Source organism: Marinomonas sp. TW1, assembly GCF_001625355.1.
Taxonomy (GTDB): Bacteria; Pseudomonadota; Gammaproteobacteria; order Pseudomonadales; family Marinomonadaceae; genus Marinomonas.
This window is the reverse complement of sequence record NZ_JSEE01000002.1, coordinates 122,744-135,322: the sequence shown is the minus strand read 5'-3', so window position 1 is coordinate 135,322 and position 12,579 is coordinate 122,744. Positions and strand designations below refer to the sequence as shown.

General features: G+C 46.3%; 9 protein-coding genes. 3 read left to right on the top strand and 6 right to left on the bottom strand.

Annotated features, from left to right (window positions below):
* Nucleotides 1-7: 7 nt before the first annotated feature.
* The 3 genes from OA79_RS02235 to OA79_RS02225 all read right to left on the bottom strand — a co-directional run bounded on the left by OA79_RS02235 (nucleotide 8) and on the right by OA79_RS02225 (nucleotide 5,270).
* Complete coding sequence (locus OA79_RS02235) at nucleotides 8-3,097, bottom strand: efflux RND transporter permease subunit (RefSeq protein WP_063331582.1); 3,090 nt, start codon at nucleotides 3,095-3,097, stop codon at nucleotides 8-10.
* Nucleotides 3,097-4,209, bottom strand: a complete 1,113-nt coding sequence (locus OA79_RS02230) for an efflux RND transporter periplasmic adaptor subunit (protein WP_063331581.1) — start codon at nucleotides 4,207-4,209, stop codon at nucleotides 3,097-3,099. Before OA79_RS02230 ends, OA79_RS02235 begins: the two co-directional genes overlap by 1 nt.
* Before the next feature lie 152 nt (nucleotides 4,210-4,361).
* Nucleotides 4,362-5,270 (bottom strand): LysR family transcriptional regulator, encoded by a 909-nt coding sequence (locus tag OA79_RS02225; RefSeq protein ID WP_063331580.1) that lies wholly within the window; start codon nucleotides 5,268-5,270, stop codon nucleotides 4,362-4,364.
* Nucleotides 5,271-5,447: 177 nt separating this feature from the next.
* On the opposite strand from OA79_RS02225, the gene OA79_RS02220 reads away from it, so the two are divergent.
* The 3 genes from OA79_RS02220 to OA79_RS02210 all read left to right on the top strand — a co-directional run bounded on the left by OA79_RS02220 (nucleotide 5,448) and on the right by OA79_RS02210 (nucleotide 8,037).
* The gene (locus OA79_RS02220) at nucleotides 5,448-6,938 is read left to right on the top strand and encodes a CoA-acylating methylmalonate-semialdehyde dehydrogenase (RefSeq protein ID WP_063331579.1); all 1,491 of its coding nucleotides are present in this window, start codon (nucleotides 5,448-5,450) and stop codon (nucleotides 6,936-6,938) included.
* Between the two features lie 142 nt (nucleotides 6,939-7,080).
* Entirely contained in the window at nucleotides 7,081-7,728 is a 648-nt protein-coding gene (locus OA79_RS02215) for an alpha/beta hydrolase (RefSeq protein WP_082825340.1), read from the top strand.
* Nucleotides 7,729-7,755: 27 nt separating this feature from the next.
* Nucleotides 7,756-8,037 carry a DUF1289 domain-containing protein gene (locus tag OA79_RS02210; protein WP_063331578.1) on the top strand — a complete coding sequence of 94 codons (282 nt, stop codon included), beginning with the start codon at nucleotides 7,756-7,758 and terminating at the stop codon, nucleotides 8,035-8,037.
* A gap of 84 nt (nucleotides 8,038-8,121) precedes the next feature.
* On the opposite strand, the gene radA is transcribed toward OA79_RS02210, so the two are convergent.
* The 3 genes from radA to OA79_RS02195 all read right to left on the bottom strand — a co-directional run bounded on the left by radA (nucleotide 8,122) and on the right by OA79_RS02195 (nucleotide 12,559).
* Complete coding sequence (gene radA / locus OA79_RS02205; protein WP_041651123.1) at nucleotides 8,122-9,507, bottom strand: DNA repair protein RadA; 1,386 nt, start codon at nucleotides 9,505-9,507, stop codon at nucleotides 8,122-8,124.
* An 81-nt stretch (nucleotides 9,508-9,588) separates the two neighbouring features.
* On the bottom strand, nucleotides 9,589-11,118 hold the full coding sequence (locus OA79_RS02200; RefSeq protein ID WP_063331577.1) for a carbon-nitrogen hydrolase family protein: 1,530 nt from the start codon (nucleotides 11,116-11,118) through the stop codon (nucleotides 9,589-9,591).
* A gap of 178 nt (nucleotides 11,119-11,296) precedes the next feature.
* Nucleotides 11,297-12,559, bottom strand: coding sequence for an ammonium transporter (locus tag OA79_RS02195; RefSeq protein ID WP_063331576.1), 1,263 nt, complete (start codon nucleotides 12,557-12,559; stop codon nucleotides 11,297-11,299).
* Nucleotides 12,560-12,579: the final 20 nt, after the last annotated feature.

The following is a 12,579-nucleotide window of genomic DNA, read 5'->3' as shown; positions in this document are numbered from 1 at the left end:
TGTTCTACTAGAAGTCTTTATGAGAGCGGTATTTCACGCGGAACAACATGGTGTAGAACACAGGCACGGCGATTAAGGTCAAGATGGTGGCAAAGCCCAAACCGAAGGAAATTACTACTGCCATACCTTCAAAGAAGGCGTCAAATAATAATGGAATCATCCCTAGAATCGTGGTGATGGCTGCCATACAAACAGGTCGCACACGGCTGACCGCAGAATTAAAGATGGCTTCGTAGGTTTCTGTACCTTGTTCCAACTCATAGTTAATCTGGTCAACCAGTACGATGCCGTTTTTCACCGTCATCCCCGATAAACTCAAGAACCCGAGTAATGCCATGAAACTAAATGCGGAGTTCATCACCAACAAACCAGTCGACACACCAATTAATGCCAGTGGTACACAGAACCAGATGGTTAGTGGTACACGAATCGAGTTAAACAACAGGATCGTAATGATGAACATGAACAAATAACCCATAGGCAAGGCACTGAAAATGTTCGCCTGTGCGTCGGTACTGCTTTCGTATTCACCACCCCATTCTAATTCGTAACCCGGTGGCAGTTCGATGGCTTCAATCTTATCTTTGGTGCGATTAAAAATCGCCATGGCGGTTTCGTCACCAAGGATTTTCGGGTCGGCCATTACCGTGATGGTACGCTTACGATCACGACGCTCGATAATCGGATCTTCCCATACGGTTTCGAAGCCAGAAACCAACGTAGATAAGGTCACATAAGAGCCTGATGCTGGGCTGTAGATTTGCAGATCACTGATCTGATCAATCGACATGCTTTCGTGGTCTGGCGCTTTACGAACAATGGGTAATAAATCCGTCCCTTCACGATATAAACCAATCTGTGAGCCCGTGAAATTAGTGAGTAGCACTTCGTCCAATTCGGTTTTGCTGATGCCTAAGCGACGAGCTTGTGCATCATTAAAGATTGGGCGTAAGACTTTTACTGGCTGACGCCAGTCGTCTTTAATGCTTTCTAAGCCACCATCTTCGCGATACACCTGTTGGATTTGAGCACTGAATTGACGCAGCATTTTCGGATCAGGTCCACTGATACGGGTTTCCAATTTCGCACCACTCGCTGGCCCTAATTGCAAACGTTGCAGCTTCACTTCTAACTCTGGGTACTCTTTCTGCATTTTTTGATACAGGTCTTTCAATAACCCAGGGATGTCTTCTTTGGTTTTCGTACGAACAATGAACTGAGCGTAACTGGAGTTGGTTTGTTCTCCATTGTAGGTCAGCATGAAACGCAAGGCGCCTTGTCCCGTGGTCGACGCGACAAACTCAATACGGTCATCCTTCAACAAGTCTGCTTCAATCACACGTACTTTATCGTAAGTACTGTCGATGTGGGTGCCTTCTGGCAGCTGAATGTCCATGTAGAACATTGGTGTGGTAGAAGGTGGGAAAAAGGCCTGTTTGACGAACTGAAATGCATAGCCTGCGGTAAACAAACTGCCAATCAGTAGAATAACGGTGATCCAGCGGTAATGCATGGCTTTGTCCAGTAGCCATTTATAACCTACAAAGATGAAACCTTTATACGGATCATTGTTTTCTGATGAGTTCTCCGTACCTTCTTGTTGCGCTTTTTGGATTTGATCTTTGAAGAAAAGATCACAGAAAAAAGGCGTCAACGTGATGGCGGTAATCCAACTCAAGAGCAGAGAAATGAGCAAGACGTAGAATAATGAACCGACGAATTCACCCACTGAGTCTGGTGATAAACCGATTGGTGCAAAGGCGGTGACAGCAATAATGGTCGCGCCAAGAAGAGGCCATTTGGTCTGTTTCACGACGTCACTGGCAGCTTGTAGCTTGGTTTTACCACGCTGCATGCCAATGAGGACCCCTTCGGTGACCACAATGGCATTATCCACCAGCATCCCGAGCGCAATGATCAAGCCCCCTAGGGAAATTCGTTGTAAATTGATCTGGAAATAATCCATCACAATGAAGGTGCCCAAGATAGTCAACAGCAACACGATACCGATAAGAACACCGGAGCGAATGCCCATAAAGACTAAGAGGACTAGGATTACAATACCAACGGCTTCAACTAGGTTGAGTAGGAAGTTAGCTACCGAACGGTCGACTTCCTTTGATTGGAAGTAAATTGGGTCCATGCTGATACCAACGGGTTGTTGGTATTGTAATTCGTCTATACGCTTTTCAAGACGTTCGCCGACTTTCACAACGTTTACATTGTTGGAAAAAGAGACGCCAAGTAGCAAAGACTCTGCTCCGTTGTAATCGACAATGTGTGTTTTCGGTTCAACGTATTCACGTTTAATGGTGGCGATGTCTTTCAAGCGAATTAGATTGCCGTCGATCGGCGTACCGACGATCAGGTTTTCCAGTTCGGAAATGTCTTTAAATTCACCCGTTGGGCTGATACGAATGTACTCACTGCCCACTTTGACGCGACCCGCATTCGAGACACTGTTTTGGTTAGCCAGTAAGGTTTGTAACTGACTTGGGGCAATCCCCATGTTGGCCATTTTGGAACGGGAAATTTCAATGGAAATTTGCTCGTCTTGTTCACCTGCCACGGTCACTTTCGCCACGCCGTCAACAAGGACCAGTTCACGTTTCACATAATCCACGTAGTTTTCTAGGTCTTTGTATGGGTAGCCTTCACCGTGAATAGCCAGCATGACGCCGTACACGTCACCAAAGTCATCCATTACCATAGGTGTGTTGACACCGGCTGGGAAGGTGCCAGAAATGTCGCGAATTTTCTTACGGACTTCGTCCCAAATTTGCTTCAGCTGTTCCGCACGATAAGTGTCTTTGATGGTCAGTTGTACTTTTGAATAACCGGCTTTAGATGTGGACACAATTTTGTCCACATAAGGCAGGTTTTGTAGCTCACGTTCGATCGGGTAAGTTACTTCTTCCTCTACTTGCTCTGGTGACGCACCAGGGTAAGTGGTGATGATCAACGAGTCCTTAATGGTGAATTCAGGGTCTTCTAATTGACCTAAATTGGTAAAGGCAATGATGCCGCCAATCAGCAGAATCAGTGTCATCATCCAACTGGTGACTTTGCGTTTTATGAAATAAGCAGCAATATCCATTATAGGCCTCGCTCACGTGTCCATGGGCGAACTTCCATGCCTTCCGTCAGGCTATGAATACCAGCCGCAACGATCTGCTCACCTGGCGAAACACCGTCGATGATTTCTACTTGTGTGCCTTCTAAAGCACCGACTTCTATGGCGCGTGATACCACTTTATTCGCGTCTGGATTAAAGACCCAGACGATGCTGTTGGCTTCACCTGTTTGAGTGTTTTCATGGCGCATTACGGCTTCTACCGGCACAGTGATATGACGCTCAGTGCCTAACAAGGTACTGACATCAATGTCTACATTGGCGGTCATGCCTGGCAACAACGTGTGTTGGTTGCTATTACGGATCAAGTGCATGGTAACTTCATACGCCATGGTCGTCGCATTGGGGGACGTGTTGTGCTCTTTGTATGACGCATGAAACACTTCCGTTGGCGCTACGTCGACGATAACGCGAGGGTGATAGTCTGAATGCGTACCTTTGATGCTGACCACCAGGCTTTCTGGCACTTCAAATTCAACGTCTAGGTTGTCGATGTCTTGGATGTGCATTAGAGGTTGAGCCGCACTGACATATTGGAAGTTTTCTGTGTCTACATTCGAAATAACACCATTAAACGGCGCGTAAACTTTGGTGTATTTAAGCTGATTGCGAGCGGTTTGCAGGGCGTTATTGGCTTGATCTAAGTTTGCTTTGCTTGAATCGTACTCTGCTTTGGTTGTGGCGTTCTGTTTGAAAATTGTTTGAATACGTTTGAACTGGGCTTCCGCTAAACGCTGATTGGCTTCTGCTAATTCCACTTCCAGTTTGAAATCCGTTGGGTCTAGCGTGGCCAGTAAGTCGCCTTTCTTAACACGTTGTCCGGCGACTACATTCAGGGTTTGTAATTGTCCACCAACACGAAAGGCAATGTCCGCTTCTTCGCTGGCTTGTAATTCAGCGGGAAAACGACGGATATTGATTGCGTCTGTTGATTCGATGGTTAATAACTTAACGGGTCGAATGATATTTTCTTCAACACTGGTTTCTTCTGGGCTATCGGATGAACAAGCAGTCAGGAATAGCGAAGTCGCTAGGGTGACGCCTATCATCATATTTAGTCGCTTTGCGCGTGCCATTATTTACTCCGTCAATAAATTGAAAACAATTAGATGAATCTATTTTATATCTCTTGTGGGGCGATATGAATTTTTAAATATATATTAAAGATATACTATATTTGGAATATGACTAATAATTTTGCATTTATTAAGGATATGATTTTAAAGGCTTAAGCCGTTTTTTCTAACTCTTCTAAGAAGGTTTCTAATACCAGATTGGTTCTAGCGCCTTTGCGAGTAATGGCTGAGAACTGTGTGAGGTAGCGACATTCATCGGGAAGGATGGCGCGCATTCGACCGTCTCTTTCCCAGTGGGCGGCAACGTGATCCGGTAAAAAGCCAATATATCGCCCTGTCAATATCAGGAAGGCGATGCCTTCACGGTCGGTAGCGGTGGCACTGGCTTGCAGAGGTTGGTGTTGGGCTTTTATTTCAGGCGTCTGAGCATAAGCTGGCAATACCGCATCATAGTTTTTCAATTTTGCTTTACTGATTTTTCGATCATCCATTTCGAATAAAGGGTGGGTATTACTGCAATAGAGTTTAGATTCTTCTTCGTACAAGTGGTGATATTCCAAGCCACTGAGGATTTTTAAATCCGGCACGATGCCAATATGCAAACCGCCATCTAATACGCCTCTTTCCACATCGGTTGGTGGAATCATGCGGATATTCACCGTAACTTGTGGCCCTTTATCTTTTAATCCTGCCAAAGAATGTGTAATACGAGTATGAGGTAAGGTGACGAGGTTGTCAGTGATGCCAATGTTTAACTCGCCTTTTAGATGCTGGTGAAGCGCATTGATATGGGTACGGAAATCTTCAATTGAAGACAGTAGCTGTAACGTGTACTCGTAGACCTGACTGCCTTCGTTGGTTAATGAAAAGCCAGATCGTCCACGCTGACAAAGTCGAAAACCTAAGCGTGTTTCCAAATCTGAAATGGCAATGCTGATGGCTGCACGACTGATATTCAGCGTCACTTCTGCGGCAGAAAAGCCACCACATTCCACCACGGTTTTGTAGATTCGTAGAATCCTAAGATCGGCATCACTGATTTGGCTTTGGAAGGTTTTCATCTATGGCGGCTCTTTTTATTGATCGCTTCGGAAAATTTATAGTTAACCTAAAGCTTAACTAAGGGTTAATAAAATCGACTTTTTATAATCTATTACTCTTGGCATAGTATCGTCAATAGAGCGCTTTTTGAAACATCAAATGCGCAATTGAATTTTACCAAGGGTTATGGAGCTGTTATGCAATTGATCGGACACCTTATTGGCGGAAAAGCCTCATCAGCGGCGGAGCGAAAGCAAGATGTATTTAATCCGGCTACTGGCGAAGTGGCAAAGCAAGTGGCGATTGCACCTCGAGAAACTGTAGAAGAAGCCATCGCCGTCGCACAAGCCGCGTATCCTGAGTGGCGCAATACTCCGGCTTTGAAGCGTGCGCGTGTTATGTTCAATTACAAAACTTTGCTGGAAAAACATGCGGATAAAATCTGTGAGTTGATTGGCGCAGAGCATGGCAAAATTTGTCACGATGCGGCAGGTGAATTACAGCGTGGTATTGAAAATGTGGAATACGCTTGTGGTGCTCCTGAATTATTGAAAGGAGAGTTCAGTAAGAACGTTGGTCCGAACATTGATTCTTGGAGCGAGTTCCAACCTTTGGGCGTCGTCGCTGGTATAACGCCTTTTAACTTCCCTGCTATGGTGCCTTTGTGGATGTTCCCGATGGCCATCGTATGCGGTAACACATTTGTCTTAAAGCCTTCTGAGCGAGACCCAAGTACGGCTTTGTTTATCGCTGAATTGTTGCATGAAGCAGGTTTGCCTGCGGGCGTGTTTAATGTCGTGAACGGCGATAAAGTGGCGGTGGATACCTTATTGGAAGACAAACGAGTGAAAGCGGTGAGCTTTGTGGGTTCCACACCGATTGCGGAATACATTTACAGTAAAGCCAGTGCCAATGGTAAACGTTGTCAGGCATTAGGCGGCGCGAAGAACCATGCGATTGTGATGCCCGATGCGGATATGGACAATGTTGTTAGTCAACTTTTGGGCGCGGCATTTGGTTCATCTGGTGAGCGCTGCATGGCGCTGTCGGTAGCGGTGGCGGTTGGTCAAGCCGCCGGTGATCAGTTAGTAGCGAAAATGAAAGACGCCATGGCCCCTTTAAAAGTGGGTGAATGTTCGGATAAAAGTAACGATTTTGGTCCGGTGATTACTCAGGAACACAAAGACAAAGTGGTCGGTTTTATCAACAGTGCTGAGCAACAGGGTGCAACCGTGGTGGTAGATGGTCGTCAGCCACAAGTCACTGGCTACGAAAATGGTTTCTTTGTTGGCGCGACATTAATCGATGGCGTAACCAAAGAGATGGATTCTTATCAACAAGAAATCTTTGGGCCAGTATTGCAGGTCGTTCGCGCCGAGAGCATGGAAGAAGCCATGACGTTAATCAACGACCATGAATACGGCAATGGTACTTGTATTTTTACCCGTGATGGTGAGGCCGCGCGTTATTTCTCTGATCACATTGAAGTGGGCATGGTGGGGATCAACGTACCTTTACCCGTGCCTGTGGCGTATCACAGCTTTGGTGGTTGGAAGCGTTCTTTGTTTGGTGATCTGCACGCTTATGGGCCAGATGCGGTACGTTTTTATACGAAGCGTAAAACCATCACTCAGCGTTGGCCTTCTGCAGGTGTGCGTGAAGGTAAGAGTTTTTCGTTCCCCTCTTAGTCCCAGGGCATTTCTAACCGATTTAATAGAAATGTATTTGTTTGACCGCTTACTTAAGTAAGCGGTCTTTTTTTTGGAAAAAGGCTCGATTTTCAGTAATATGGCAGCAACTTACTAGGAAGTGCTGTTTTTTTGAACTAGTATGATGGTAGCTAGCTTAGATGTTGAGTTCATTGAGTACCCTATGAAAATCGAAACGCTTTTACCGAATGTGCTGAAGTGGCTATCTCTTGTGGTTTTTTTCTTGTTATCCGCCTGCGCTACGATAGACGATCAAAGTCTACTGGAAGCGGACTCGTTATCTCTCGAAGTGGAAGATAATACCGCCTATTTGTCAGGCGTCTTAGACAGCAACTTGGTGTCGGACTTAACCGCCTTTTTAGCCGAGCATCCAAATGTAACGGATTTAGTGCTGGTTGATGTGCCTGGTTCAACCGATCAACAAGCCACAATGGACAGTGCGCGTTTAATTCGGCGTTTAGGATTAAACACTCACATTGCGCCTACCGGTTATGTGTTGTCAGGTGGTGTGGATTTATTTCTCGGTGGTGTTGAACGAACCATAGGCGCTGGTGCCGGTGTTGGAATTCATGCATGGTCTGACGGTACTCGTGTTAATGCTTCTAGTGCCAATGTGGCGGATCCGATCCACGCGACTTATGTAAACTTCTACTTGGAAATGGGTGTGCCTGATCGATTTTATTGGTTTTCTCTGACCGCTGCACCGGCTGATAGGGTGTATTTTCTGTCCCCAGAAGAAGTGTATGACCTTCAGCTCGCAACGCAATAAATCATAATATTAAAGCCGGGGGGTGACATGGAACAAATCGAGCTATTTGCCATTGAAAGCCCTTGCAAGAGTGTTTGCGAAAACAGTGCTAAAGGTTTTTGTAAAGGCTGTTTGCGCAGTCGAGATGAGCGATTCCACTGGTTCTCTCTGTCCAATGAGGCGAGATTTCATATCTTAGAACTTTGCAAGCAGCGCCGGCTACGTTTGTTAAAAGCCCGTCAAGAAAGATTGGATGCGCAATCTGACAGAGCTCTTCCTTATGGTATGGAGGATGAGCCAATCGAAGATTTGTTGTCTGGGCTGAACTGATTGTGTTTTGGCGGCTGGATGGCTTGCCCAAACAGAACGAAGTGTTCCATTCAGGCAACGAGTGTATTATCGATTCGCTACTGACTAGCCAAAGATTGCTTCTAAAGCCTGAGATAGGCGCTCCACACCAATGACTTCCATCCCTTCTATGGGTTTCTTAGGACAATTTGCTTTTGGCACCACGGCTTTAGTAAAGCCATGTTTAGCGGCTTCACTGATACGTTCTTGGCCAGATGGCACTGGACGAATTTCCCCCGAGAGACCCACTTCCCCTAATACAACCAAATCGTGAGGCAGTATTTGATCTCGGAAACTGGAAACAACGGCGGCAATGGCGGCTAAATCCGCACTGGTTTCTAACACTTTTACACCGCCCACGACATTTAGGTACACATCTTGGTCGGAGGTAAGTAGGCCACCATGTTTGTGTAAGACGGCCAACAACATGGCCAAGCGATTATGATCAAAGCCGACGGTAACGCGACGCGGATTACCAAGGGCAGAATCATCGACTAAGGCTTGCAGTTCTACTAGCAACGGACGCGTGCCTTCCCACACCACCATCACTAAACTGCCTGCGGCGGGTTGATTGCTGCGGTTTAAAAAGATGGAGCTGGGGTTTTTGACTTCCTTTAAGCCGTTTTCCATCATGGCAAACACGCCTAACTCATTAATTGCGCCAAAACGGTTTTTCATGCCGCGTAACGTACGAAAACGTGAATCCTCTGAGCCTTCAAGCAGTACAGAGCAATCGACCATGTGCTCTAAGACTTTGGGACCCGCCAGAGTACCGTCTTTGGTGACGTGCCCAACTAGCAGGACAGCGGTTTGGGTTTGTTTGGCAAAACGCGTTAACACCGCAGCACTTTCGCGAACTTGTGACACGCTGCCTGGCGCAGACTCAATACCATCAAGGTGCATGACTTGGATGGAGTCAATGACAATCACTTTAGGGTTAACCTGCTGTGCCACAGTCATAATGGCTTCAACATTGGTTTCCGATAGCATCTTTAGATTTTGTGTCGGCAAACCAAGACGATTGGCGCGCATGGCAACCTGTTGTAAGGATTCTTCACCAGTAACATACAGCGCCGTTTGTTGTTGTGCTAACCAACACATGGTTTGCAGCAATAAGGTACTTTTCCCTGCCCCTGGGTGGCCACCAATTAATACCACACCGCCTGGGACTAACCCGCCACCTAACACGCGATCAAATTCACTGGCACCAGAACTAAAGCGAGGCACATCACCGAGGTCCACATCGGATAAATTTTGAATGCCCGTCGTGGCTCCAGCATAACCCAATGTTCGAGCGTCTTGGCTAGCGGCCACTCGAGCAGAGGTTTTGCCAGAGGTTAAACGGATTTCAGAGAGTGAGTTCCACGCACCACACGCTTGACATTGTCCTTGCCATTTCGCGTAATCTGCGCCGCATTCATTACATACAAAGGCGGTTTTTGCTTTAGCCATTAGAGTCTCTTTGTCATAAGTCAGCTGGGTTTATTGACCCAGCTTATTGGAAATAACATCCATGTTATCACAGCTGAAACCTTACTTAGTATGCTTCCAATTCAGTGAATACAGGTCGGTTCGACGGTCTTTCAGGTTGTTTACAGAGCCTTCGCTGCGTGTCAGTTTGAGCTTATCTAAGTCCAAATCCGAAAACATGATCATCTCTGTATTTGGGGTGGTTTCTGCCATCACAGCATCGTGTGGGTAGGAGAAGTCAGACGGTGAAAATACCGAGCTTTGGGCGTATTGGATGTCCAGGTTTTCCACCTGAGGCAAGTTGCCACAGCTACCGCAAATGACCACATAACATTCGTTTTCAATGGCGCGAGCCTGCGCACAGCGACGAACACGAAGGTAACCATTTTTGGTATCCGTCCAGAAAGGGACGAACAGAATGTCCATGTCCTGAGACGCCAATAAGCGACCTAATTCTGGGAACTCCACATCGTAACAAATCAAAATGCCCACTCGGCCTGCGTCGGTATCAAATACCTTTAGGTCGTGACCCCCTTCAATAATCCAGTCACGACGTTCATGTGGTGTGATGTGGATTTTCTTTTGCTCTTCGACGGTGCCATCACGACGGCAGAGATAACTGACGTTGTAGAGCGTGTCGTCTTCCATCAAGGGCATGGAGCCTGTAATCACGTTAATGTTATAACTCACCGCCAGTTGCGACATTTCATTTTTAAAACGCTCAGTGTAACTGGCAAGAAAGCGGATCGCTTCCGTTTGGTTACTCTGATCTGGACTCAGGCCAATTAAAGGCGCGTTGAAAAACTCCGGAAACAGGACAAAGTCACTTTTGTAATCGGATACCGCGTCGACAAAATATTCCACTTGTGTGAGCAGTTCATCGACACTTTCCACTTCGCGCATTTGCCATTGAATGGCACCGATTCGAACCTGTGTCTTTCTGGATTTAATGACCGTAGTTTCGGGTGAAAAGAAGATGTTTTTCCACTCCAGAAGAGTGGCGTAACCTTGAGACTTTTCATCCTCTGGCATATAGCGTTTTAATAAGCGAGTGACTTGGAAATCGTTTGAGAGCTGGAAGGTGAGAATAGGGTCATAAATCTTACGCTCGCGCACGGCTTCTAGGTATTCGGCTGGTGTCATTTCATGAGCATGTTCGTGGTAATTTGGAATGCGACCGCCCGCTAGAATGGCACGTAAGTTGTGCTGACGGCACAGTTCTTTTCGTGCTTCGTATAAACGACGACCAAGACGATAACCTCGATATTCCGGTGCGATTAAAACATCGAGGCCGTACATGGCATCACCAAGGCGGTCATTGAGAATGTTTTCTTTTTGGTCCACTAGATCATCGTAAGTGTGCGGGTTACTAAAACGCTGATAATTTACTTGCACTGACAGAGCAATACCGACGATTTCGCCGTGATCTTCCAGACAGATCTGACCTTCTGGAAAGTCTTTAATGAGTTTGTGAATTGTGTGCTCGGGCCAAGCCCCGCCAATGTCATGGTACACCTTATCCATCAGGGTTTTGACTTGAGTGTAATCTTGGTTAGTGATGTTGCGAATTTTTAAATGTAAATCTTCACGCATGATAGCTAAGCCCCTTTGAGCTTTGTTCTCGACAAAATTTGATAATAACGTGTATTAAGTGATAAGGCGTTAAAATTTCTTTTCAATCCCTTGGTTTTCATTTCTCTAAAACAGAAAACCCCCGCCGAAGCGAGGGTTTAAATCTTACTCAATTAGTAAGAGAGGTTCGAAAGGTCTGTTATTTCTTGAATTCTGGGTAAGCTTCCATACCGCATTCAGATAGATCAACACCTTCGTATTCTTCTTCTTCGCTAACACGAACGCCCATGATAGCTTTGATGATTAACCAAACGACCAAGCTTGTTACGAATACCCAAACGAAGATCGTTAATGCACCGGCGATTTGACCGCTGAAGCTGGCACCGTCGTTGGTTAGTGGCACAGCTAGTAGACCCCAAACACCCACGACACCGTGGACAGAGATGGCACCAACTGGATCATCAATTTTTAGCTTATCAAGTGTTAGGATAGACATCACAACGATCAGACCACCAACAACACCGATTAACGTCGCACCCAGAGCAGAAGGTGTAGAAGGTTCTGCTGTGATTGCAACCAGACCTGCTAGCGCACCGTTAAGTAGCATTGTTAGGTCAGCTTTACCAAATAGGATGCGAGCTAGAAGAAGGGCACCGATCGCACCACCAGCAGCTGCTGCGTTGGTGTTTAGGAAAACCATGGCAACAGAGTTTGCGTTAGCAATATCACCTAGTTTCAATACAGAACCGCCGTTGAAACCGAACCAACCCATCCAAAGGATGAATGTACCTAGTGTCGCCAATGGTAGGTTAGCACCAGGAATGGCACGTACTTCACCGTTTGGACCGTATTTGCCTTTACGAGCGCCTAGTACAAGCACACCAGCAAGAGCGGCTGCCGCACCAGCCATGTGAACGATACCAGAACCTGCAAAGTCAGAGAAACCTAAGTCGCCTAGGTTGAACATACCGAATACATCGTTGCCACCCCAAGTCCAAGAACCTTCCATTGGGTAGATGAACGCTGTCATAACGACGGCGAAGATTAGGAAAGACCACAGTTTCATACGCTCAGCAACGGCACCAGAAACGATAGACATAGCGGTTGCTACGAATACCACTTGGAAGAAGAAGTCAGAAGCGCCAGAGTAAATAGAACCGCCTTCAAAACCGCCATCACGGCCAGCAAAGTCAGTTAGAGTAGAAGTAACGTCTACATCTTGAATGCCAGTTAGGAACCAAGTACCACCGTACATGATTGAGTAACCGCAAACTAGGTACATAATACAAGAGATCGCAAATAGCGCGACGTTCTTTGTTAGGATTTCCGTGGTGTTTTTAGCGCGTACTAAACCTGCTTCCAACATGGCAAATCCAGCTGCCATCCACATAACCAGTGCACCACACACCAAGAAGTAGAAGGTGTCCATGGCATATTGTAAGTGAAAAATTTGATCTTGCATGTTTCGCCCCCCTAAAGGCT